Raw genomic sequence first — 24,557 nt, forward strand, 5'->3', positions numbered from 1 at the left:
GCATTCACTTTATCAAATGTATCTTTAAAACGAATCTTAGTATCTTTATCAATCTTACGAATCGCTTCCTCTAAAGAAGCGAGTGCAGCGTTAAGATCCTCATCTTGGCTGTCTAAATATAACTTGCGTTGATTTTGTAAATCAAATTCTTCAATCGCCGCTAAGTTAATCGCGCCTAAATGCTCTATCTGTGCCCGTAATCGCTCTAGCTCCTTTTGACGCCAAACTAAGGTTTTATTTCCATCCAATGAGGATAATACCTGTTTAACATCAACGCCTTGTTCAATTAACACCCGCTGTTGACTGTCAATTTGACCTTTTAAGCCTTCACGGCGTAACTTTAACGTGCCAGAGGATTGAGTCAAGTCTTCTAGCTTTGCAAGCTGTTGTTTTTTATTCGTTCCTGCACTATCGCACAGTTCCTGTAGCTCAGCTTGCTGCAGCCTTAATGCTGTCAGTGCATCTTGCTTAAGCTGTTGTGCTTGTAGCGCTTGTTCAAGTTGCTCTTTAAGAGGTTGAGACTCCCCCTCCTGCAACGCGTTATCTTTAGCGTCTAGCTGTAGCTTTAGCAGTGCTTGGCTTTGCTCTAACTCTAACAATCGTTGTTGGTGCTGATTAACTTGCTGCTCAATAAGTATTATCTGAGTGTACAAACTCTGCTCACTCGCAGCCGTTTGCGCCACCTTAGCATCTAGCTGTTGTCGCAACGGTTTAAGCTGAGTGACTTTTTCCATGGCTTGGGCTTTTAATGCCTGTCCATCTGTTTTAGCTGCTTGGGCTTTTTCGAGTGCAGCACTCAAGTGCTGTTGTTGCTGCGCTCTAAGCTCAACACTAAGCTGCAACGCCTGCAACTCTTGTTGCGCTTCACTGAGCTCCTGCTCAACTTTGGCTAGTCTAGACGATGTTTGAGCCACTGACTGCTGCTGCGAATGCAATTGAGAACTCAGAGCCGCAAGTTGGATCTGCTGGGTTTGAATAAACTGCTGCTTTTGCTGAATATGGCTAACAAGAGGCGCCATAGCCTGCTTTAAATCGGCCAATGACTCACTCAAATTCACCAGTGTCGACTGGTTTAAATCGACACTTTCTTGCAAGGCTATCTGTTCATTTTTAAGCTCAACAATAGAACCCGCCGCCTGAGTTTTCTCGATAACAAAATCGACACCAACAAGGTAACCGTCAGCGGTAGCAATTAACTCGTGCTGTTTTAGTGATGCTCTTTGGCTGATAGCCTGCTCTTTGGTCGTTAGCCAAGTCACATGCTCAAGCCAAGGTGCCAGGTTCACCGGCGCCTTAAGTACACTTAGCTCGGTAACGCCATTTTCAAAGCCTAATTGGTCAGGGTCGTTATCATCACTCCCCCCAGCCAATACCTGGGTATTAAGCAGTCCAGATAGCAGCATATCGACGGAGGCTTCCCAACCGGGAGTCACCTCGATAACTTGCCAAAGCTCCTCAGTATTACCTGCTTTATCGGCTGGCAATAGCTGAGTCACAACCGACAGACGGCCCTGTTCATCAGCGAGTTTAACCTTAAGGTTGTCTTGCTCTGCTGATAAATCTTGCTCGGTTAGCTGCTTGGTTTGTAGCTCAAAGCTCAATTCATCGAGTACTTCTTGCTCTTGTTCGATTATGCCGGTTAACTCGCTGACCTGCGCCGCGAAGTCTTGAGCGTTTATCTTTTCAAGCTCTGCAGAAGTGGTAAGTACTTGCTCCTCTAACCGAGCCACCAGCCTTTGCTTGTTACCGATATCAGCCTCATTATGGCTAAGCTGATTGCGATTCATCTCAAATGCGTGATGCGCCTGACTATAAGCTTCGTTCAAGTCGTGTAATTGCTCACTAACCCCGTCAAGTTGCTCATTGGCCAATACTAGCTCGGCCTCATGCTCAGCGAGCTGCTGACGTATCAGTGTGGCATCGGGTAACGCAAGCGCTTGCTGCTGTGTCAGCAAGGTTTGCTTGCCTTGGTCTTCGGCTAACTTGGCACGGTAGGCGCTAACTTGCTCAGAAAGCTCCTGCAGTCGTTGCGTCAGGCTTTCATCTTGCTGTTGACGATGCTTAAGCGATTGCTCAAGCTTGGCAATATGCGTTTTGGTCAGATAGAAGTCTTCTACCTGATGTGCTTCTTGAGTATCTAATTCACTTAACTTCAAATTAAGCTCTGTTAGGCTCAATTCAAGAGTCTGCTTCTTGGCTAACAGCTCGGTTTGCTGCAGTTCAAGTTTACTCAGCTGTTCGTCTAGTTTCGCCGTTTGCTGCTGCAATTCATCAAAGCGCGATACCGACAATTCAGCATCGTATTTACGCTCAGCTTGCTTTAGCTCGCGGTATTTCTTGGCCGTTTCGGCCTGTTCGGCTAACTTCTCTAGCTGCTTGGCTAATTCTGAACGAATGTCACCGAGTCTAGCTAAGTTTTCTCGAGTATGTCGAATTCGGTTTTCAGTCTCGCGGCGACGCTCTTTATAGCGAGAGATCCCTGCCGCCTCCTCAATAAAGACGCGCAGCTCTTGGGGTTTTGATTCGATTAATCTTGAAATTGTCCCCTGCTCAATAATCGCGTAACTACGAGGCCCAAGTCCCGTGCCCATAAACAGATCGGTAATATCTTTACGGCGACACTTTTGGTTATTGAGAAAATAGCTTGAGTCGCCATCACGGCTGACTTGACGTTTAACAGCAATCTCTTGATAACTGGAATACTGCCCTGCTAGGCGGCCATCTTGGTTGTCAAATAACAACTCGACACTGGCCACCGATACCGGGCGTCTGGCCGTCGAGCCATTAAAAATAACATCGGCCATGGAATCACCACGCAGGTGCTTAGCCGAGCTTTCACCTAAAACCCAGCGCACCGCATCGATAACATTCGATTTGCCGCAACCGTTAGGGCCAATAATGGCACTCAAAGGATTAAGTAAAGGTATTTTTGTTGGATCGACGAATGACTTGAATCCGGCAAGTTTAATCTGTTTAAGTCTCATGGTGCCGTTTAGTCATTTCCTCGCTAGGTAAATAGCGACTGAGTTTGAAGGGATTTTATATAGTGTAACTTTACCAAAATTCACTGTATTTTGTAACGCTTTTATCCTTGATTAAGCGCTTTTAACTTGTGATTAAGTACCGACTGACTCACAATCGTACTAATGCGTATTTTTAACAACCTAATATCTCTATGAATAAAACCCAACACGTACAAAAAAAAAGCGGTGTTAATTACTTCTTCGATGGTTTCAGCCTAATTAAACAGCCTGGGCTAAGAAGATTCGTCTTTATTCCGCTATCAATCAATTTATTATTATTTTCTGGCCTGATCTACTTTGCCATTAGCCAGTTAGAGAATGTGTTTAACTGGTTATCAACTCAACTACCTGATTATTTAAGCTGGCTCAACTTTATCCTTTGGCCACTTGCTGTCATCACATTGCTGGTCGTACTGTCATTTGTCTTTAGCTCGGTAATGAACTGGCTAGCCGCGCCTTTTAATGGCCTGCTCGCTGAAAAGGTCGAGCAACAGCTGACAGGTAAGCCTCTTAACACTGGTGGCGGCATCGACCTAATTAAGGATCTGCCGCGAATAATGGGACGAGAGTGGATAAAACTTAAATATTATCTGCCACGCGCCATTGTGTTTTTATTGCTGTTTTGGATCCCTTTTGTCGGCCAAACTGTTGCACCAGTATTGTGGTTTCTATTCAGTGCTTGGATGATGGCGATTCAATATTGTGATTACCCATTTGATAACCATAAAGTCCCCTTTCCCGATATGAAGTTTGCCCTCAATCAGACCAAGGGCACGAGTTTTAGCTTTGGTGCGGCGGTAACCTTGTTCTCTATGATCCCTATCGTGAACTTTGTGGTGATGCCTGTAGCGATTTGTGGTGCAACCGCTATGTGGGTCGATAAATACCGCACGGCCTACAAGAATGATGCGATAGCACCAGAATAAGCTTTAACACCCAGTCGCTTATATTCACCAAGCCATGTCTCGACATGGCTTTTTTGTATCTGAACGAATCTTATCCGATATAAGCAATGGCGCTAAATAGCTTCCACGACAAGCTTTGTAACAATATCCTCCAACGATTACGGTCCAAATAGAGGGCTAAATCTGGCACAATCCTCACAAATAACAGCGCAATAACAATTATAACAAATGATAAAAAAATGCTTTTTACCCTTAGCACTCCTCTTTAGTGCTTTTACCTCTGTCTCAGGCCAAGCTGGACAAACATCTCAGTTCAATATTCAGATCCCTACTGTTGCAGGGGAAATACAAATCGATGGTGAATTTGACGAGCCCCAATGGCAGCAAGCCGCGACAGCAAATTTAAAGTTTGAGACTCGCCCCGGTGAAAACATCGCAGCGCCAGTACAAACAGAAGTAAAAGTCTATGCCACCGAATCGAGCCTATTCCTAGCTTTTAGCGCACAAGATCCCAATCCTGAGCGCATTCGCGCTAACTTAAGCGACCGAGACAGCGTCTGGGGAGATGATCTTGTTGGTATCAAGCTCGATACCTTTAATGATGCCAGATTAGCCTATCAGTTCTTTGTTAATGCCTACGGTGTACAAATGGATTCGATAGAAAACGAGTTAACAGGTAGCGAGAGCGACGCGTGGGACGGCATTTGGTACAGTGCAGCCAAGCGAACTGACACGGGTTACCAGGTTGAAATAGAGCTGCCCTTAAGACTGCTCAACTTTGCTCCCAAAAGCGAGCAGAAATGGGGCATAGAGTTCATTCGTTTTTACCCTAGAAACGAAGAGCACCGTATTTCAAGCCATCAGATAGATAGAGATAATAACTGTCAACTCTGCCAGTTAGGTGTCGCTACAGGCCTTGCCAATATCGAACAGGGTAACGACTTGCAAATTACCCCCTCATTTGTGGTTAATCGTAATAGCAAACGCCCTCATAAAGAGAACAGTGATTGGGACAGTGAAAATGCCATTGAGCCTAGCTTAGATGTGCGTTGGGGGATCACCCCTAGTACCCTGCTTAGCGCAACGATTAATCCTGATTTTTCTCAAGTCGAAGCCGATGCGGGGCAGCTAGATATTAACTCGACCTTCGCGCTATTTTATCCAGAGAAACGCGCCTTCTTTCTCGATAATAAAGACTACTTTGATACTCAGCTAAACTTGCTGCATACCCGCAATATTGTCGCCCCCGATTACGGCCTCAAACTGACCAGCAAAGTCGGCGACCATACGTTTGCAACATTAATCACTGATGACACCAATACCAACTTTTTGGTGCCTGGTAACTTAAGTTCTGATATCGCCAGTATTGATAATAAGAGTCAAAATTTCGCAGGTCGTTATCGCTTAGATCTGGGTAAGCCCTTATCGATTGGCGCGTTAGTGACGGCTAAGAAAAGTGATGACTACCATAACTATGTCACCAGCCTAGATGCTAAATACCAGCCAACGGAACATGATACTTTCGCAGTCCAGTATGTGTTATCGGATACCGAGTACCCCATAGATCTTTATAAAGAGTTTTGCAGTAGTGATGATTGTCTGCCACAAAACAACTGTGATCTAGCTGACTGTGGTATTAATGAGCGCGTGCTACGCACAAAGAAACAAGGTGCTTTCAGTGACGATATGTACTTGCTCAAGTATCAACACGAGACGCGTAGCTGGGATATGTTTGCCCAATATCTATCTGTTGGCGAGGATTTTCGAGCCGATCTCGGTTTTGTCGACAATGTAGATTTTAGCAAATTTGTCACAGGTGGCGGTTACACTTGGTACCCACAGTCAGGTTTCTTTAATCAGGTAGAACTACGTGGCGACTGGGATATTAGTCATAATCAAGCCGGTGAAAAATTAGAACAAGAAGCCGAAGCAAAAATGGAGTTTCAAGGCCAGTGGCAAAGTTATACCGCCTTTGGTCTGGTTAATCGTGACCGCGTTGGCAGACGCCATAACGGTGCCTCACTGGCCATTGACGGTAACACGCAGATGTTCAGCGAAACCATGGGCTGGTTCTACTCTAATATTAAGCCTACTCGAACTCTGTTTTTAGAGCTGGATATTAACTACGGCGATGACATCGATTTTGCCAATGATCAACTCGGCACTAAAGTAATGTTTAACCCAGGCATAAACTGGAAAGTCACTGACTCTATCGCACTCGATGTGTCTCATGTGTACCGCACAATGGATGTGGACGATGGTCGCTTATTTACCGCTAACTTGAGTGATCTTCGCCTAAGCTGGTATATCGATATTCATAACTTCATTCGCATTTCGAGCGTTTACACTGACATCGAACGCGATACCAGCTTGTACAAGTACAGCACACCGAATCAACACTATCAGCAGTTAGGTAATGAGATCCTCTACGGTTACAAACTTAACCCACAGAGCGTATTCTATTTAGGTTACTCCGATGGCATACAAGCCGATGATAGCATCGACTCGTTGATGAAGACTGAAGAAACCTACTTTATGAAAGTCAGCTACGCTTGGTTACTCTAACTTCTGTGAATTAGCCCATAAACAAAAAGCAGCCTATTGGCTGCTTTTTTGCATCTATCAATCTGACTGAAACCATTAACGATCTGCGATACAGACCAGATTACGTCCAGCCGATTTTGCTTCATATAAGCCAATGTCGGCTCGATTAAGCAGCTCATCGACATTTTCAGTATGGCTAAACTCCGCCACGCCACTACTCACGCTGATCCTCAACATGCCTTTAGAGGTTTCAATCGGGCTGGCTTCTAGGTGCATACGAAAGCTATCGAGTAGCGCATAGGCCTTTTCGACGTTAAGGCCTTTAAAGCCGACGACAAATTCTTCACCGCCAATACGTGCCACGGTAAAGTGCTGTGCGAATGATTGCTGTAACCGATTGGAAAATTCAATCAAGACTTCATCGCCCACATCATGGCCATAGGTATCATTCACCTTCTTGAATAAGTCGATATCCAATAATGCCAGTGATAATGTCCCCTGCTTCTGAGCAATAGTCGTTAGCTTTTCTTCGTATAAATTAAAGAAATAACGTCGATTGTAAACATTGGTCAGGTAATCTAAGTTTGCCTGCTGCCAAAGCCGGGTCACCATATCCAGTGCATCGAGCGTATTTAACACACGACAGTGAAATTCTTCATGGACAAAAGGTTTCTGTAGAAAATCATTTGCGCCATTTTTGATAAAACGAGCGGAGAGACTTTCATCACTATCACTGGATAAGCCGATAATCGCCAACTCTTCACGACTGAACTGTTCACGAACTTTAATAATGAGGCCGAATCCATCTAGGCCAGGCATATTATAATCAGTGATCAGTAGTTTGATATCTGGATTATCATTAAGGGTTGCTAACGCTGAAATACCATCGTCGGCCTCGATGACTTGAAAAAGATGCTGCTCTAACAAGCTTCGGATAAACTTGCGGCTCACAAGCGAGTCATCGGCAACTAGCACCTTGACGCTTTGATTACGGCGTAAACGCTTAACCAGCTTTGCAGTATATTCATAGCTAAAACGATTTTCTTTAAAGACGTAATCGACGATCCCTAGTTGCAGAAGGCGCTCTCGTTGCTCAGCATCCCAACTTCCGGTTAAGACAATGCAAGGGATCTGCTTTGCCAGTACATACTTAACAATTTCGCCCTCTTGGGCATCCGGCAAGTTCAGATCCGTTATCGCGACAAAGTACTCATTTTGGGCCAACAACGCTTTTGCACTGGCCATGTCTGGCGCGACATCTACCTCGCAACTCAGCTCTTGAGTAATCAAATGGCGCATCACCCGAGAAACCATCTGGCTATCTTCAACCACTAAAATCCGCAACTTTTTCTCCTTTCTCCTATATTGCTCTCCATGATACTTAGCGAGCCATTTATCAGACTCTTAAAAACAAATAACCAAGTTAATTGCGCTAAGTTCACATGTTGAAATAGGAAATTGATTCCGTCGCATATTGTTTTATGCGCTTCTTATTCGTGGCAAGCTTAATGCTTACTGATTAAAAACGGTATAGTTAATGTCAAATATTTGCACCGTTTTCGATGACTATTTTATCTGATAAGTTATCTGAGATGTTATCAGCTGGTGTATGTTCAAGCGCGGCTTCATGTTTAGTCTTACGCACATCAATTACCACAGTTGCTGAGATCTTATCTTGAATCGCCTGCCTATTGGCATCCCAATAGATCTGAAAGAAACCTAATAAGCCAGTAGTAAATCCTGCTGCATAACCACCATAGCGACCAAAAGCAGCCCAGAGTGAAATTTTAACCCCATCGAGCTGGATGACGCGAATACCAAATAATTTTTTGCCTAAGGTTTGACCATCGAACCATGCAGTGAACACAGTAAAATAGAAAGCAGCCCAACCAAAGCCTAAACCGAGATCGTTAAGCAAGCCTATAATCCATGCCAGTGGACTTGTGCTCTCATTACTCTCTTCACTGGTATTGGGGGAATCCCCCTGTTTAGCTGCATTGCTAGCCTCTATATCTTGCTCCAACTTAGCAGCTATTTGCTCAAGCTCTTGTACCCGAGTTTCCAGTGCTGCAACAACAGGGTTTGCAGCAAGCTCTGCTTTAATCTCGCTACTCTTATCAAGTGGCTGACGGCTTAGGCTTGATTCAGTGCTTGGTTCAGTGCTTGTTTCTGTTTCAATAAAGTCTTCGACCTGTGACTCTATCTTGGTTACATATAGCTGCTGCTTTTCAATTGCCGTTAATGGCAAATCTGCAACTAAATCATTAATAATATTGTTTTGTTCTTGAGCAGTCAGGCTTGAGTACGATAATGCCGTCTCTACCTTGTCGATATTGATTTGCGCACAGGTAAAATCCTCACATTGACTCGCTACAATAACCGCGGGCACGTAACCGGCTATTTCAGCCAAAGTAGCCAAACCACCTTTGCTATTCTCAGGCAGCACTATATGACTATCGCTACCAGCATCACTTGTTTGCAAGTCTGAGGTTACATCGCCAAAGTAACCAACCAGCGCAGAAATCAAGCCGATTAACATCAGTAGGTAAAGCCCCCACTTAAACAATTTACCCACGGTTTTACTCTGCTTTTGGATCAGCAGGGTGCCGAGCACCAACAAGATAAAAATCCAGCCAGCACTTTCGGCGAGTACCGCGACTAAAAGACCGTCAATCATCATGGCTAACCCGCGCTTGAGTGGACTCGCTAACGGCATATAAAGAATATTAGGCGCAAGGTCGAAAGCAAAAGGTGTTACCCATGTCTTAGGATCGTCATATTTACTGATCTGCTGTTGAGTCATCGATTTCCCTCTTTAATCTATATTTCCCGCCTAAAACTCACTCGAACAACAATTAAAATGGCTGCAGCTATTTCAAGTAACATTATGTTAACACGGCATATCCCCCGCTATTCCGCTCTTTATGAATAACAGGAAACGCTTTAATAACTAAATAGAATAACGAAGAACAAACTATCACTTCTATTGCTGCCAAACCCTATTATGATTTAGCTGTGCATATAAAGGAGCAAGCAACCCATGAGCAAAATTTTCGAAGATAATTCACAAACAATTGGTAACACCCCTCTTGTCCGCTTAAATCGTGTAAGTAATGGTCGAGTGCTTGCAAAAGTTGAAGCTCGTAACCCTAGCTTCAGCGTTAAGTGCCGTATCGGTGCCAATATGATTTGGGACGCAGAGAAAAAAGGTCTTCTCACTCTAGAGCAAGAGCTCATTGAGCCTACATCGGGTAACACGGGTATCGCACTCGCTTATGTTGCCGCTGCTCGCGGTTATAAGTTAACTCTAACCATGCCAAACACTATGAGTTTAGAGCGTAGAAAGTTACTGAAAGCCCTTGGTGCAAATCTTGTACTGACCGATGGCGCTAAAGGTATGAAGGGCGCAATTGATAAGGCTGAAGAGATCAGACAGTCGAACCCTGAAAAGTACGTGTTACTTCAGCAGTTCAACAATCCTGCTAACCCAGAAATTCATGAAAAGACGACTGGCCCAGAGATCTGGAATGATACCGACGGAACCGTCGATGTTGTTGTTGCCGGTGTAGGTACTGGTGGCACCATTACCGGTGTTAGCCGTTACATTAAGAACACTCAAGGCAAGGCGATCACATCAGTTGCGGTTGAGCCTACTGACTCACCTGTTATCGCGCAAACGCTAGCAGGTCAGACTGTTCAGCCTGGACCTCACAAAATTCAAGGTATTGGCGCAGGTTTTATTCCTGGCAACTTAGATCTTAATCTTGTAGATCGTGTTGAAGCTGTCACCAACGAAGAGTCTATCGAGATGGCTCAGCGCTTAATGAAAGAAGAAGGAATACTTGTGGGTATTTCATCGGGCGCCGCTGTTGTTGCTGCTAACCGTATCGCTGCTTTGCCTGAATTTGAAGGTAAAAACATTGTGGTAATTTTACCTTCTGCTGCAGAGCGCTACTTATCTTCTGTACTGTTCCAAGGTGAATTTAGCGACGCAGAAAACGTTCAATAAATTGATCTCGCGTTAAATAAAACCCAAGCCTTAGCTTGGGTTTTTTATTGCCATTACAATATGATTGACTGTTGAGCTCACAATATCTAACAAGACGTTATCATCAATATCAGTCCGAATAAGATACTGATACTCTAGGAGTTTAATAATGGCTAATACCTGATGGGCGTCCGCATTTGCCGAACTTGAGCCCATGTCAGCAAAAAATTGCTTAATACTATCTAGAAAGGTTTTATCTAATGCAGTGATAGCCGCCGCAAGTTGCGGATTACGTAACGCTTCTTCATGGAAGGCTACTTCAAGGATCCTATCGTCGCGATGCGTTAACTGATCTTTAATATGCTCACAGATAAATTGACTGAGGTTGTCGATAATAAATGACTTCATCTGCGACTCATCAGCCGTTTGCTGCTCCAGCCTAACACTCTCGACCAAGGCATAACTCTTGAGCTCTAAAGCCTTATTCATCCACAGCGTTTTTTCAGCAAAGTAGGTTAACGAATCACTGATTAGATCTTTAATATCATTAAAATAGTAAGTTGTTGACGACAAAGGTACATTCGCTTCGGTGGCGACTGCACGATGACGAACACCGCGGATCCCTTCTTTGACGATTAAGCGCAACGTTGCTTCTAATATTTCAATACGACGTGCTTGACCATCGCTACGGTTTGACTGATGGCCAACATAGGTCAGAGGTACAAACATAACGCTTCCCTTTCGACTAATAAATATGCTGCTAAGGTCTAACCTCACCTATGAAGCAATTAAAATCATATTTAACCGCGTGAAGTCGGATCAAGTTCAAACAATTAACAAACTGTAACATGTAAAATTTGCCTCCACTAATATTCTCTAAGCTTACCTTGGTTTAACTTATGTCTTTTTACCACTCTCCCCTTTCGATCAGTGCATTTGACGCAAAATTTGAAGCACAAAAAATCGCTTTTGCTCCCATAAGTTTTCAGGTGGCGCGCTGCTTATTAAAATTTAACTTACTACAATTTATTTCCGACAGTGGTAACACAGGCAGCAGCTTAAGCCAATTAGCGCAGCAGTCTAAGTTATCTGAGTATGCAGTAGGTGTACTAGTGGATATGGGGCTCAGCATGGGGTTGCTCTATCTCAATGATGAGAAATATCTGCTCGATAAGATTGGCCACTTCTTGCTACATGATGATATGGCCAAAACAAATCTTAACTTCACCCACGATGTCTGTTACCAGGGCTTATTTGAGCTAGAAGCATCACTTATTGAAGGCAAGCCAAAAGGATTAGCTAGCCTTGGCGATTGGCAAACCATTTACCCTGGGTTGAGCCAATTACCCGATGAAATAAAGAAGAGCTGGTTTGAATTCGATCACTACTACTCAGATCATGCATTTGAGTCTTTACTGCCACTTATCTTTCAATCTAAACCTAAACAGATTGTCGATGTGGGTGGCAATACAGGTAAATGGGCCCTCGCCTGCACAGGCTTCGACAGCCAAGTTCAAGTGACCATCATGGATCTGCCTGGACAACTAAAAGTTGCCATGGAAAATGCGCAAAAAGCGGGTGTCTCTGAAAGAGTAAAACCATTCGTCACCGATCTGCTCGATGAAACTAAGGCATTTTGTGAGAATGGTGATCTTTACTGGATGAGCCAGTTCTTAGATTGTTTCTCAGAGTCTGAAATCCTTAGCATTTTAAAACGCGCGGCAGCAGTTATGAACGCAGGTAGTGAGCTTTGTATCTTAGAAACTTTTTGGGACCGTCAACCGTTTGAAGCTGGCGCCTATTGCGTTAACGCGACCTCGCTCTATTTTACCGCCATCGCCAATGGCAACAGCCGTATGTATCACAGTAAGACCTTGCTAAAATTAATCAGCCAAGCAGGCCTATTCGTCGATGAAGATATCGACAATATCGGCCTTGGACATACCTTGCTGCGCTGTAAGCTCAAGCCTTAATTTCAAACTTGTATCTAAAGCTTGAGTCTCAATCTTAAATCTAAAGCTCAGACTTTAGATTTAAGCCTAGGGATTTTAAACTTAAGAATCAAGATTCAATTAAATTGAACCAAAGGTTAACCTAACTTCAATTTTTATTATCAAGAAACCCGATTATCATAGCTGCATAAAGATTGAATTGAGGAAGCACAATGACAACTAACAATAAACTAAGACACAGAGTGTCACGCCTACCAAGCCCTATGGCAGGATTGGCTTTAGCTATCGGTAGCTTAGGCTGGGCTTGGGAAAGTATGGTACCTAGCTTAGGTGGTAATGGGCAACTAATCGGTGCTTCAATCGCTGCAGTGCTGTTACTTATGTTAGTGGCCAAATTTGTGCTTCACCCAAGAGTACTTATTGAAGAACTCACTCATCCGGTCGTCGGTAGCGTTATTCCCACCTTCGCAATGGGACTAATGGTGGTATCAGCAGCGCTAGGGCAATTTAATCATGCTGTAGGCGTGGCGCTATGGCTAGTAGCTATCGCCATTCATATTGTGTTTTTAAGTATGTTTGTCTACTACCGAGCCATCGATTTTAAACTTGACCACATGGTGCCAAGTTGGTTCGTCCCCCCTATTGGGATCATCGTTGCGGCCGTATCTTTCCCTCACGGTTCTGAAATGCAATATCAATGGCTAGCCGATAGCATTCTTACTTTTGGTATGGTGAGTTACCTTGTCATGCTGCCCGTTATGCTTTATCGATTGATTTTCTGTGAGCCAATTGCCGATGCCGCTAAACCGACTATCGCAATTCTAGCTGCGCCAGCGAGCTTATCATTAGCTGGATACCTAACCATATCCAGTGAACCATCAATCATTGTCGTTGGGGTGTTGCTTACCCTCGCACTTTTGATGACAAGCGTTATATATCTCGCTTTCTTTCACTTACTCAAACTACCATTTTCACCTGGCTATGCAGCTTTTACCTTCCCTATGGTTATCGGTGCCACCGCTTTATTTAAAACTGTACATTGGCTCGTTGCCACTTACGGTATGAGTAACTTATCTGTTGATCTACTGATCACTGCAAAAGTTGAATTAATCATAGCGACACTAGTGGTTAGCTACGTAGCTGTTAGGTATTTGCTCCATTACAAATCAAGTATTGTTGCTAGCACAGCAATGATGAAGAGGTAGCGTAGGCAATAAAAAACGGCATCCAAGATGCCGTTTTTTTATGCGTTAACCACTAACAAGCCTATATTGCTATTAACTGAATCCCATATAGTGCGCGCCAATCACGATAGCACTTGAAACAGTAAATAGCGCTAGCATAAAGCGCCAGATAAACTTAAGCCACTGACCCCAATCAACACGACATACGCCTAACGTCGCCATTAGTGATGCCGAAGTTGGCACCAATACGTTAGTAAAGCCATCCCCGAGTTGGAACGCCAACACTGCAACCTGACGAGTGACCCCTACCAAATCAGCAAGAGGGGCCATCAACGGCATGGTAAGTGCTGCCTGTCCTGAGCCTGAAGTCACGAAGAAGTTAAACACCGACTGAAATACAAACATAAACCAAGCGGACATCACGCTTGGAAGCTGACCGATAAACTCTCCCGCTTTACTGAGTATAGTATTAAGTACACTTGGAGTTGAGGCATCACCGCCTCCAAGCAACAACAAGATCCCCGATGCGCAGCCCACTAATACCGCAGGCTCTAGCATAGTCGCTGCGCCCTGCTTAAAGCTTACTGCCACGGTATTAATGTCCATTTTATTAAGCTTAAAAACAACACCAATGATGCCGACAATAATACCCATAGTGAAAAATTGACTAGCTATCTCTGGGATAAACCAGGCTTTGGCTATCACGCCCCAGATGATCCACCCGACCGTTGCGAAGATGGTGAGTAATACTAAGATATCACCTAAGTTGAAACGACTTTCAAGCTTGCTGTGTTTTAGGTTTTCTCGAAAGTAGTTATCACTTTGGTAACTAAAAGAATGGCTAGGAGTCGCTTTAACTTTAGCGGCATACCGCATGGTAAAGATAAGCCCCATCAAGGTAAAACCAGCCCACATAACAAAACGCATGCCTGAACCAGAAAGCACTGGCACACCGGCGATCCCTTGTGCGATAGCCACACTAAAGGGGTTCATCCAAGACGAAGCGAAGCCTATCTGAGTCGCCACATAGGTCACCATCACGGTAGAAATGCCATCGTACCCTAAGCGGATCATCAATGGGCAGATGATAATCGCAAACGCTATAGCCTCTTCCCCCATACCAAATACGGCTCCACCAAGGGAAAATAGAGTGAAAATCACCGGGATAAACAGGGCTTCATTGCCGCGAGTGCGGTCGATAAGCTTTAAAATACCATTATCTATGGTGCCGGTAGCCATTACGATGCCAAAAGCACCACCAATAACCAGCATAAACATGATGACACCAATGGCGCTGCCCCATTTAGAGCCTGACACGAGTCCTTCAAAAGCAAAGTTAAAGAAGCCGACTCCGCCGTGTCCTTCAAAAATCGCGACAGGCTTTAAGATAGGCTCGCCGCCATCATCAACCTCATAAACGAAAGAGTCAGGATCGATAACACTGCGGCTCTTTTCTACGCCATCGACTACATAACTCACATCTTGGGTTTGAAATGAACCAATAGGAACAAAATAAGTAAGAATGCCCGCCGCAATGGCGACGAAGAAGATAATGACTAAAGTATCAGGCATTTTCCACGTTACTCTAGTAGTAACAGGCTGATCCTCAAGTGTATTAGAAGGGGTAATAGGGTCCATTTCGCCACCATTTTATTATTATATGGCGGCAAATATAAACCAATGGCAGACCGTTGGCTAGCCAAGGTCACCATCAATTTTAACCGGCGGAGACGGTTCTTTTAACAAAGGATTTGCTAATAAAGTGACTTATAACCAACATCAGTAACGAAAATAGCAATGCTGGGACAATTGGCTGGATATTGAAAATCAGTGGTGCTTGTAACTGAAGCACCAAATAGCTAAGCATACCGCTACACATTGAAACTAGAGCAGTATGCCCATTAACACTTGGCCAGAATAATCCCGCAATGATAGGCCATAAAAAAACCGCCTGTAGGGCACCAAAGGCAGCTAAGTTAATCCAAACTATCATATCTGGTGGCTTTATCGCCCAGAAGCATGCAAGTGCGGTAATAAACACCATCACTACCTGGGTCAAACGAACCTGCATTGTCGGCCCCATTTTTGGCCTAGCTTTCACCACGCCATCGCGAACAATACTCACTGCGGATTGAAGCAACATGGAGTCTACTGATGACATCACTGCTGCTATTGGCGCGGCAAGTAAGATCCCAGCCCAAAATGGAGTCATCAATTGAGCGATTAAGGTTGGCATGATCTGATCAGGTACCGTTAGATCAGGAAACAGTGCCCGACCTAAGAAACCACACAAATGTGGCAGCAGCGTCATTAAGAAGCAAATTATGGTGCCCCACAGCATGCCTTTTTTTAACGACTGCCGATCTTTAACCGCCAGTAGTCTAACAATAGTATGCGGCAACCCCATGGTGCCAAAGCAAATCAATACCCAGAATGACAGCATCATAGGCCAGCCTAGAAAATCATCAACGCCATGAGGACTCAATAACTGCGGCGCTTTGGCCGTCTCTTGAGCAAGCTGAGTGCTTAGCTCAGGTTGAGTCAGTATGACAAGTAGTAAGATGATTAACCCTAATAACATCACCATACCTTGCAGAGCGTCAGTCAGCACTACCGCCCTGAAACCACCTGTTAAGGTATAGGCTAAGACCGTGAGCACAAAGACCCCTAAACCTAGTTCATAACTGATCCCTGTTACACCAGAGAGTAAGCGGGCGCCGCCAATGAATTGCACAGAGATCATCGCGATAAACCCCACGACTAAGCTAAGCATGGCAACCGCACTTAAGTAATTATTTTGAAAACGATGATCAAGCCATTCAATAATGGTGCTGTACTGCTGTTTTTGCGCGAGAAACTTAGGCCCTAAAACACCTAAGGTAAGAATGACCACCGGAACCTGGATCACAGCTAACCAGACCCATCCCAAACCGAACTTATAGGCAGCTCCAGGGCCACCAATAAACGAGCCAGCACTGGTGTAGGTAGCAACCAAAGTAAGTGCTAATAATGGCCCGCTAAGAAAGGCCCCACCAATAAAGAATCGCTTAGCTTTATCATCACACAGCTGCTGAGATTGCTTTGATTGACGCGCACTCCATACTCGAGTGATGACCAAACTTAAAGCAAGATAAATTAACACAGGCAACAAACTAGTCATCGTCTTTCTCTACAACCGTGTCAGCAAGCTTAGTAAGCAAAAAGCTAAGACTCACTATCAACAGAACAGGCGCGCCGATACAGGAAAACCAAAACCATAGGGGTAAGCCAAACCAGTTGCCCATCTCATTGAGCCAGAGGGGGCCAAAACACCATAGAGCAAAGTAGCTAAAAGTGAGTATTAATGAGGTTTTGGTCAGCATATTCATGAATGAAAGACCGTCGCAGTAAAGCAGATTTGAGCCGCTAATTTTAATCAATAATATCTGACGATACCAGTAGTCACTAAGCGGCTAAATCACAAAAAATGCTATTTAAAAACAGATTAGATGGCGAAATTGACTCGCAGCATATTAAAGCAAATAAAAAAGCAGTTCATATCAGTGAACTGCTTTTACCATCAAACTCGATGGTCACCTGCTGAGCTAAATGTTTATATCGCGCTATTCAGTTTTCGATAGACTCGAACTATAACCAAGCTTAACCTTCGGCACTGGTTCCAGTCTTAACCTGCTTAGTCTCATCAGCCGGTTTATTTTCAACTAGCTCAGGAGCTGACTGAACTGAAGTGCTATTAGAACTGTTTTCAACCAACCAATAGCCTAAGCCAACAAACACACCACCACCGACTATGTTACCTAAGGTAACTGGTATCAAGTTATTGAAAACAAAATTCATTACGGTCAGGTCTGCATACTGCTCACGGCTGATATTCAGCGCATCAAACCAGGCTGGTTCGGCAAACTGTTGAATAGTGATCCCAAGTGGCACCATGAACATGTTCGCTATACTGTGCTCGAAACCACTGCTAACAAACATAGCAACAGGCAACATCAGTAACACCACCTTAGTCAGTACATCTTTAGTTGCAAATGTCATCCATACACCAAGGCACACCATCATGTTACATAAAATACCGAGCACGAAAGCTTGGGTCCAGCTATGGTGCAGCTTGTGCTGTGCAATATTGAGTGCACTTAAGCCCCAGCGTCCGCCATCAAGCTGATACATGCCAGCAAGGCTAATAAGTAGCACCATCAACATAGCACCAACAAAGTTACCGGCATACACACGTGCCCAACACTTCATTACTGCTAGGGTACTCACCTTTTTCTGAGCCCATGCCACACTGCTTAGCACTGTGCTGGTAAACAACTCACCGCCACAAACTACCACAAGAATCAGACCTAAACTGAAGGCCAGCCCACCAATAAAACGAGTCAGTCCCCATGAACCTTGGCTGCCAGTAGTGACTGTAATGTAAAAAACAAACGCTAGTGCGATAAAGGCACCCGCAAAAATTGCCAGCCCAAAAGATTGACTCTTCGCTTTAACAACTTTATCAGCACCGTAACTCGCAGCTTGTTGAACTAGGCTTAATTTAGCTGGAGTACTATTAATTGGCGCTTGAAGTGGCTTTTCAGCTTGAGCATTTTTGCTAGGTTGATTACTCACTGTCATTTCGCCCACCTAGCGCCACTACTTCTGTCAAAACCGAATACAAATAACATAAACTTTCTCCACAACAACAGTAATCATCAATCACTTACAGTAAAACAAGCTTAGAAAACAGCTCAGTAAAATCAACGAGTATCATTAAGTCAAAATTAACAGGTAAATTGGTCATACCAATTTTACTTTAAGTAAAACAAGATAACATAGCTGTAATCTAAAGGCATTAAAAACGCCTTACTAATATAGTGAAATATGATCATAGTTTAATCTAGATCTAATTATAATGGTTTTTATTGCGCTAGAGCCCAGCTGAACTGGTAAAAATTGACATAATCACATGCATTGAAGCTCTCCCTGCTACTGGCAGGTTAACCTTTGCAGATATGCAGTATTAGGATAGCTTTAACAGAGGTTTTAGCTGGTTTATGTTAGAAAAATTGAACATCTAATTAGCACTCACCCTGCTATATTTATTGAGGTTAACTTTATGTCATGATTTATGCGCTAATCGGCATAAGCTGTTTCTCACAACCCTCACTTGGTTGCTTCATTTGTTGCTAATACTTTCAAGCTGCCAATCCCTTAGCATGAAACTGCGCTAAGCAACAACTCGTCAGCCTAAGTAAGCTAAATACACAATAACCTACACAGAATTTAACGAGGGCAATACAGTTAAACAGCCTATCTGTAACCCAGTGCTGTCAGTACAAACTTCAAAATAACTTCAAAATAGATAAGCTAAACCTTAAAGGCCAGCAGTCATAAAAATGATTTGCAGCGTCGCTTCTAGGCTTTAGCTTAAGAAGGTAAGCCACACACTACCCCCGACAAAGAAACAATGAAAAAAACACCTAGCGCCTACAACTCATCCAGGTGTTTTTTTAATCTATAATTCATACCGCAGTCATACTATTGAATCATGAAGAGGCTCTAATTCTAGTGGTTTTATTTTCTAGAAAGGGACTAAAACACTAGGCTTGCTAACGGGTTTATTCTTACCTATAGCAATCTTGCGAAAATCAGACCAATTTTACGCGCAAGCAATTAAGCTAAGACTGATAAAGCGTCAATTGTTCAAAAACTGCTACCTTGGTAACAGTTTTTGCATTTCTAAAGCAATTGCAAGCTGATTTGGGTGCAGTGCATCCTAGGTTATGCTAATATATTCATGGTTAATTGGTCTTACCAATTTTAATCTTCAGCCAGAGATGAGTGCTGAAGAATACAAGACAATTGAACTGAACAGATTACTGCGAAGTGAAATTACTTCGAAACGCGTCCATATGAATTAGCATATAACGTGTTTAAGAATTTACTATTGGTGTATCGCACGCCTCATTTAGAGCCTATTTCGATACCCCAACAACCTTATCTCAAACAGAAGGTAATTGTACGATGACCGAAAAAACTGAACAGTTTGCAGCCGCGTGGGAAGGTTTCACCGCTGGCGATTGGAAAACTGAAGTCAATGTGCGTGACTTTATTCAAGCTAACTACACTCCTTATGAAGGCGATGAGTCTTTCCTTGCTGGTGCTACTGAAGCAACAACCGAACTTTGGGACAAAGTTATGGTTGGTATTAAGGAAGAGAACCGTACTCACGCTCCTGTAGATTTTGATACTTCACGTGTATCAACTATCACTTCTCACGAAGCTGGTTACATTACTAAAGATCTAGAAACTATCGTTGGTCTACAAACAGAAGCACCGCTTAAGCGCGCTATGTTGCCAAACGGTGGTATTCGTATGGTTGAAAGTTCTTGCGCTGCATACGGCCGTGAACTAGACGCTGACGTAAAATACGTATACTCAGAGCTACGTAAGACACACAACCAAGGTGTGTTTGATATCTACACTCCAGAAATCATGCGTTGTCGTAAGTCTGGCGTATTGACTGGTTTACCAGATGCATACGGCCGTGGTCGTATCATTGGTGATTACCGTCGTATCGCGCTTTACGGTATTGATTTCCTAATGGCAGAAAAATTTGCTCAATTCGGATCACTACAGTCTGATTTCGAAACTGGCGTAGACTTGTCTTACACCATGCAACTTCGTGAAGAAATTGCAGAGCAGCACAAAGCACTAGGTCAAATGAAGAAGATGGCAGCAAGCTACGGCTTCGACATCTCTCTACCTGCGACTAATGCTAAAGAAGCAATCCAGTGGACTTACTTCGGTTACCTAGCTGCTGTTAAGAGCCAAAATGGCGCGGCTATGTCTTTAGGCCGCACTTCTAGCTTCCTAGATATCTTCATTGAACGCGACATTAAGAATGGCGTGATCACTGAGCAACAAGCTCAAGAAATGGTAGACCATTTCGTAATGAAGCTACGTATGGTTCGTTTCCTACGTACTCCAGAATACGATGAGTTATTCTCTGGCGACCCAATCTGGGCGACTGAGTCTATCGCTGGTATGGGTCTTGACGGCCGTACATTGGTTACTAAGTCTAGCTTCCGTTTCCTACACACATTGTACAACATGGGCCCTAGCCCAGAGCCGAACATCACGGTTCTTTGGTCTGAGCAATTACCGCTAAACTTCAAGAAGTACGCGTCTAAAGTATCTATCGATACTAGCTCTATCCAGTACGAAAACGATGACCTAATGCGTCCAGATTTTGAATCTGACGATTACGCTATCGCTTGTTGTGTGAGCCCAATGGTTGTTGGTAAGCACATGCAGTTCTTCGGCGCACGTGCAAACCTTGCTAAGACTATGCTTTACGCAATCAACGGCGGTGTTGACGAAAAACTTAACGCTCAAATCGGTCCTAAGTCAGCTCCAATCACTGACGAAGTACTAAACTACGATGACGTTATGGGTCGTTTAGACACTATGATGGACTGGTTAGCAACACAATATGTGTCTGCGCTAAACGCTATCCACTTCATGCACGACAAGTACTCTTATGAATCTGCTCTAATGGCTCTTCATGACAGAGACGTACGTCGTACTATGGCTTGTGGTATTGCTGGTCTTTCTATCACTGCTGACTCTCTAGCTGCTATCAAGTACGCTACTGTTAAGCCAATCCGTGATGAAAACGGCATTGCTGTAGACTTCGACATCGAAGGCGACTATCCAAAGTTCGGTAACAACGACCCACGTGTTGATGATATCGCTACTGAATTAGTTGAGCGCTTCATGGCTAAGATCCGTAGCATGAAGATGTACCGTAACGCGATCCCAACTCAGTCTATCTTAACCATTACTTCTAACGTTGTTTACGGTAAGAAGACGGGTAACACACCTGACGGTCGTCGTTCTGGCGCGCCATTTGCTCCAGGTGCTAACCCAATGCACGGTCGTGATGAAAAAGGCGCTATCGCTTCTTTAACATCTGTTGCTAAACTACCATTTGCTCACGCTCAAGACGGTATTTCTTACACATTCTCTATCGTACCTAACGCACTTGGTAAAGATGATGATGCACGTAAGACTAACCTTGCAGCGCTTATGGATGGTTACTTCGCTCACAACGATAACCGTGAAGGTGGTCAACACTTAAACGTTAACGTTATGAACCGCGAAATGCTTGAAGACGCAGTAGTTAACCCAGATAAATACCCACAGTTAACTATCCGTGTTTCTGGTTACGCAGTACGCTTTAACTCGCTAACACCAGAGCAACAGCAAGACGTTATTACCCGTACCTTTACTAAAGGTCTGTAAGTTTAATTAAGTGTCGATTGAGCTGATGCTAGGCTATGCCTGCATCAGCTACACAGGAGTATAGATGGCAGTTATCGGTCGGATTCATTCAATAGAATCTTTTGGAACAGTAGATGGTCCAGGCATTCGGTTTATCACCTTTATGCAAGGCTGCTTAATGCGCTGTCTATACTGCCATAACCGCGACACTTGGGACTTACACGGTGGTAAAGAAATGAAAGTCGATGACTTAATGAGTCAAATCATTAGTTATCGACCTTTTCTTGAAGCCAGTGGCGGTGGTGTGACCGCAAGCGGCGGAGAAGCAATTTTACAAGCTGACTTCGTAGCTGAACTTTTCAAAGCCTGTAAGAAAGAAGGTATTCATACTTGTCTTGATACCAACGGTTTTGTTCGCAAACACACACCTATTATCGATGAGTTACTCGATAACACAGATTTGGTGATGCTAGATATCAAGCAGATTGATGATGCAAAGCATATCGATCTGACAAATGTCAGCAACCAGCGCACGTTGCAGTTTGCAGAATACCTGCACAAGCGTGGGCAAAAAACCTGGATTCGCTATGTGGTTGTCGGTGGCTATACCGACGATATACCTTCAGCTCAAGCGTTAGCTGAATTTATTCAGCCTATGACTAACGTGGAAAAGGTTGAGTTACTCCCTTATCACGAGCTAGGTAAGCATAAGTGGGAAGCAATGGGACAGAAATACGAACTTAATGATATTTCTCCACCAAGCACTGAAACCATGGAACAGATAAAACAGACTTTTACCAATTTAGGTATTAACGCAGTTTATTAATTATTGCGGGGAAAACGGGAAGTGCTAAAGCTCTTCCCAGTAGCTTGCGTCTAAACGCTCGAATGCTGCTTTTAATATTAGCGCCATATCGAAATAACACGCTTTAGCGCCAAGCGGTCGGCAATTAACCCCCAATTGGATTAATTTTGTCGACAATTGGTTGCCCCAATCAAGTAATGAAAGTGGCAATGGATGGCGAGAACGCCAACCTAACCAAAGTAAGCCTTGAATAGGCAAGCTAATAAAGAATAAAGCGATAGTTATCGCCTGGGGTAAATAACTCCAGCCATGCAGATACAACTGGCTTGCAGCCGCTAATAAACCCAAAAGTGGCATTAACGGTAGCGCAAGTTTAGTGGCTCGCATAACGCGATACTCAGGAAAGTAAAAACTGAGTTGTCGAACCATTGGCCAGGTCTTCATATAACGACGACCTTCACCTAAGGTTTTGAGAACTTGAATGCTCAAAGATGGCACCTATAAATAATAATACAGCCTAACTTTAGCATAAACATCCAGCTTGCCCCAAGGGCTAGCGCTGAGTAAGAAACAAATTTTGCTCCTTTAAAGAGCATACTTTACGACTTCGGCTATAGTTGCCATAAGAAGTTTTGTTATTCGGTAAGTCAAACGACTTCACCATTTATTGCGAAAGGTTTAAACATGTCAAACAAACTGGTACTGGTACTTAACTGTGGTAGTTCATCTCTAAAGTTTGCAGTTATTGATGCGCTAACTGGCGATGACCAAATTTCAGGTCTAGCTGAGTGTTTTGGTCTTGAAGATTCAAGAATCAAATGGAAAGTTAACGGCCAGAAAAGTGAAGCTAGCCTAGGTGCTTTCACTGCTCACAGAGAAGCTGTTGAATACATTGTTAACGACATTCTAGGTGCTCACCCAGAAATCGCTGCAGAGATCCAAGCAATTGGTCACCGTGTTGTACACGGCGGTGAGAAATTCACTCGCTCAGTAATCATTGACGAATCAGTTATTCACGGTATCGAAGATTGTGCAACTTTAGCACCGCTTCACAACCCGGCTCACCTGATTGGTATTCGTGCTGCACAAGCATCTTTCCCATCACTACCACAAGTAGCTGTGTTTGATACTGCGTTCCACCAGACTATGCCTGAAAAAGCATACATCTACGCACTTCCATACAAGCTATACCGCGAAAACGCTATTCGTCGTTATGGCATGCACGGTACTAGCCACCTATTCATCAGCCGCGAAGCTGCTGCTGCACTAGGTAAAGACGAAGCTGACACAAACATCATTTGTGCTCACTTAGGTAACGGCGCATCTGTTACTGCTATCAAAGGCGGTAAGAGTGTAGATACTTCTATGGGTCTTACTCCACTAGAAGGTTTGGTAATGGGTACACGTTGTGGTGACGTTGATCCTTCAGTTATCTTCCACCTAGTTAACCGTTTAGGTTACACACTTGATGAAGTTGAGTCTGTACTTAACAAGCAAAGTGGTCTGCTAGGCATTTCAGAACTAACTAACGATTGCCGCGGCATCGAAGAAGGTTTTGAAAGCGGTCATAAAGGCGCAACTTTAGCACTAGAAATCTTCTGCTACCGTCTAGCTAAGTACATCGCTTCTTACACTGTGCCACTAGAGCGTCTAGACGCTGTAGTATTCACTGGTGGTATCGGTGAAAACTCTGACCTAATCCGTGAGAAAGTACTTAACTCTCTAGCAATCTTCAACTTCAACGTTGATAAAGAGCGTAACGCTGCTGCTCGCTTTGGTAACGGTGGTCAGATCACGACTGACGAAGGTACTGTTGCTATGGTTATCCCTACTAATGAAGAGTGGGTTATTGCGCAAGACGCAATCGAGCTAATCAAGTAATAAA

At 43.8% G+C, this 24,557-nt stretch carries 17 protein-coding genes; 8 read left to right on the forward strand and 9 right to left on the reverse strand.

Going from position 1 to position 24,557, the window contains the following annotated elements:
• The coding region (locus K5Q73_RS18975; protein ID WP_220766164.1) for an AAA family ATPase at window positions 1–2,984 on the reverse strand (2,984 nt) is incomplete at its 3' end.
• Window positions 2,985–3,175: 191 nt separating this feature from the next.
• On the opposite strand from K5Q73_RS18975, the gene cysZ reads away from it, so the two are divergent.
• Window positions 3,176–3,949 carry a sulfate transporter CysZ gene (cysZ, locus tag K5Q73_RS18980; protein WP_220759610.1) on the forward strand — a complete coding sequence of 258 codons (774 nt, stop codon included), beginning with the start codon at window positions 3,176–3,178 and terminating at the stop codon, window positions 3,947–3,949.
• 207 nt (window positions 3,950–4,156) lie between these two features.
• A complete protein-coding gene (locus K5Q73_RS18985; protein ID WP_220759608.1) occupies window positions 4,157–6,493 on the forward strand; it encodes a carbohydrate binding family 9 domain-containing protein in 2,337 nt (778 codons plus the stop codon).
• A 75-nt stretch (window positions 6,494–6,568) separates the two neighbouring features.
• Here K5Q73_RS18985 and K5Q73_RS18990 read toward each other — a convergent pair whose 3' ends face one another.
• On the reverse strand, window positions 6,569–7,816 hold the full coding sequence (locus tag K5Q73_RS18990) for a response regulator (RefSeq protein ID WP_220759606.1): 1,248 nt from the start codon (window positions 7,814–7,816) through the stop codon (window positions 6,569–6,571).
• Between the two features lie 196 nt (window positions 7,817–8,012).
• Window positions 8,013–9,275 carry an RDD family protein gene (locus K5Q73_RS18995; protein ID WP_220759604.1) on the reverse strand — a complete coding sequence of 421 codons (1,263 nt, stop codon included), beginning with the start codon at window positions 9,273–9,275 and terminating at the stop codon, window positions 8,013–8,015.
• Window positions 9,276–9,512: 237 nt separating this feature from the next.
• Here K5Q73_RS18995 and cysK point away from each other — a divergent pair, with 237 nt between their 5' ends.
• On the forward strand, window positions 9,513–10,481 hold the full coding sequence (gene cysK, locus K5Q73_RS19000; RefSeq protein WP_220759602.1) for a cysteine synthase A: 969 nt from the start codon (window positions 9,513–9,515) through the stop codon (window positions 10,479–10,481).
• Window positions 10,482–10,511: 30 nt separating this feature from the next.
• Here the strand turns inward: cysK and K5Q73_RS19005 are convergent, their stop codons facing one another.
• Window positions 10,512–11,189: a TetR/AcrR family transcriptional regulator gene (locus K5Q73_RS19005; protein ID WP_220759600.1), complete on the reverse strand. Its 678-nt coding sequence runs from the start codon at window positions 11,187–11,189 to the stop codon at window positions 10,512–10,514.
• A 170-nt stretch (window positions 11,190–11,359) separates the two neighbouring features.
• Here K5Q73_RS19005 and K5Q73_RS19010 point away from each other — a divergent pair, with 170 nt between their 5' ends.
• A complete protein-coding gene (locus K5Q73_RS19010) occupies window positions 11,360–12,433 on the forward strand; it encodes a methyltransferase (RefSeq protein ID WP_220759598.1) in 1,074 nt (357 codons plus the stop codon).
• A gap of 191 nt (window positions 12,434–12,624) precedes the next feature.
• Window positions 12,625–13,617 (forward strand): TDT family transporter, encoded by a 993-nt coding sequence (locus K5Q73_RS19015; RefSeq protein ID WP_220759596.1) that lies wholly within the window; start codon window positions 12,625–12,627, stop codon window positions 13,615–13,617.
• A gap of 72 nt (window positions 13,618–13,689) precedes the next feature.
• On the opposite strand, the gene yfcC is transcribed toward K5Q73_RS19015, so the two are convergent.
• The 4 genes from yfcC to focA all read right to left on the reverse strand — a co-directional run bounded on the left by yfcC (window position 13,690) and on the right by focA (window position 18,216).
• Window positions 13,690–15,234: a putative basic amino acid antiporter YfcC gene (gene yfcC, locus K5Q73_RS19020; protein WP_220759594.1), complete on the reverse strand. Its 1,545-nt coding sequence runs from the start codon at window positions 15,232–15,234 to the stop codon at window positions 13,690–13,692.
• A 79-nt stretch (window positions 15,235–15,313) separates the two neighbouring features.
• Window positions 15,314–16,756: a sodium/pantothenate symporter gene (gene panF / locus K5Q73_RS19025; RefSeq protein WP_220759592.1), complete on the reverse strand. Its 1,443-nt coding sequence runs from the start codon at window positions 16,754–16,756 to the stop codon at window positions 15,314–15,316.
• On the reverse strand, window positions 16,749–16,964 hold the full coding sequence (locus K5Q73_RS19030; RefSeq protein ID WP_220759590.1) for a DUF997 family protein: 216 nt from the start codon (window positions 16,962–16,964) through the stop codon (window positions 16,749–16,751). Before K5Q73_RS19030 ends, panF begins: the two co-directional genes overlap by 8 nt.
• Before the next feature lie 271 nt (window positions 16,965–17,235).
• Window positions 17,236–18,216, reverse strand: coding sequence for a formate transporter FocA (gene focA, locus K5Q73_RS19035; protein WP_220759588.1), 981 nt, complete (start codon window positions 18,214–18,216; stop codon window positions 17,236–17,238).
• A 1,389-nt stretch (window positions 18,217–19,605) separates the two neighbouring features.
• On the opposite strand from focA, the gene pflB reads away from it, so the two are divergent.
• Together pflB and pflA are read left to right on the forward strand one after the other, a co-directional pair.
• Window positions 19,606–21,888 carry a formate C-acetyltransferase gene (pflB, locus tag K5Q73_RS19040; RefSeq protein WP_220759587.1) on the forward strand — a complete coding sequence of 761 codons (2,283 nt, stop codon included), beginning with the start codon at window positions 19,606–19,608 and terminating at the stop codon, window positions 21,886–21,888.
• 64 nt (window positions 21,889–21,952) lie between these two features.
• Window positions 21,953–22,693 (forward strand): pyruvate formate lyase 1-activating protein, encoded by a 741-nt coding sequence (pflA, locus tag K5Q73_RS19045; RefSeq protein WP_220759585.1) that lies wholly within the window; start codon window positions 21,953–21,955, stop codon window positions 22,691–22,693.
• Between the two features lie 24 nt (window positions 22,694–22,717).
• Here the strand turns inward: pflA and yfbV are convergent, their stop codons facing one another.
• On the reverse strand, window positions 22,718–23,161 hold the full coding sequence (gene yfbV, locus K5Q73_RS19050) for a terminus macrodomain insulation protein YfbV (RefSeq protein WP_220759583.1): 444 nt from the start codon (window positions 23,159–23,161) through the stop codon (window positions 22,718–22,720).
• A gap of 195 nt (window positions 23,162–23,356) precedes the next feature.
• On the opposite strand from yfbV, the gene ackA reads away from it, so the two are divergent.
• Complete coding sequence (ackA, locus tag K5Q73_RS19055) at window positions 23,357–24,553, forward strand: acetate kinase (protein WP_220759581.1); 1,197 nt, start codon at window positions 23,357–23,359, stop codon at window positions 24,551–24,553.
• Window positions 24,554–24,557 lie beyond the last annotated feature (4 nt).

The sequence above is a fragment of the Shewanella sp. MBTL60-112-B2 genome (assembly GCF_019655055.1).
GTDB lineage: Bacteria > Pseudomonadota > Gammaproteobacteria > Enterobacterales > Shewanellaceae > Shewanella.

What these genes read in the sequence shown, in the direction of transcription:
- K5Q73_RS18985 (WP_220759608.1), top strand. Translation starts at nt 4,157, where the DNA reads ATGATAAAAAAATGCTTTTTACCCTTAGCACTCCTCTTTAGTGCTTTT.
- K5Q73_RS19015 (WP_220759596.1), top strand. Translation starts at nt 12,625, where the DNA reads ATGACAACTAACAATAAACTAAGACACAGAGTGTCACGCCTACCAAGC.
- K5Q73_RS19010 (WP_220759598.1), top strand. Translation starts at nt 11,360, where the DNA reads ATGTCTTTTTACCACTCTCCCCTTTCGATCAGTGCATTTGACGCAAAA.
- cysZ (WP_220759610.1), top strand. Translation starts at nt 3,176, where the DNA reads ATGAATAAAACCCAACACGTACAAAAAAAAAGCGGTGTTAATTACTTC.
- K5Q73_RS19030 (WP_220759590.1), bottom strand. Translation starts at nt 16,964, where the DNA reads ATGAATATGCTGACCAAAACCTCATTAATACTCACTTTTAGCTACTTT.
- yfcC (WP_220759594.1), bottom strand. Translation starts at nt 15,234, where the DNA reads ATGGACCCTATTACCCCTTCTAATACACTTGAGGATCAGCCTGTTACT.
- pflB (WP_220759587.1), top strand. Translation starts at nt 19,606, where the DNA reads ATGACCGAAAAAACTGAACAGTTTGCAGCCGCGTGGGAAGGTTTCACC.
- K5Q73_RS19005 (WP_220759600.1), bottom strand. Translation starts at nt 11,189, where the DNA reads ATGTTTGTACCTCTGACCTATGTTGGCCATCAGTCAAACCGTAGCGAT.
- panF (WP_220759592.1), bottom strand. Translation starts at nt 16,756, where the DNA reads ATGACTAGTTTGTTGCCTGTGTTAATTTATCTTGCTTTAAGTTTGGTC.
- ackA (WP_220759581.1), top strand. Translation starts at nt 23,357, where the DNA reads ATGTCAAACAAACTGGTACTGGTACTTAACTGTGGTAGTTCATCTCTA.
- cysK (WP_220759602.1), top strand. Translation starts at nt 9,513, where the DNA reads ATGAGCAAAATTTTCGAAGATAATTCACAAACAATTGGTAACACCCCT.
- focA (WP_220759588.1), bottom strand. Translation starts at nt 18,216, where the DNA reads ATGACAGTGAGTAATCAACCTAGCAAAAATGCTCAAGCTGAAAAGCCA.
- K5Q73_RS18995 (WP_220759604.1), bottom strand. Translation starts at nt 9,275, where the DNA reads ATGACTCAACAGCAGATCAGTAAATATGACGATCCTAAGACATGGGTA.
- pflA (WP_220759585.1), top strand. Translation starts at nt 21,953, where the DNA reads ATGGCAGTTATCGGTCGGATTCATTCAATAGAATCTTTTGGAACAGTA.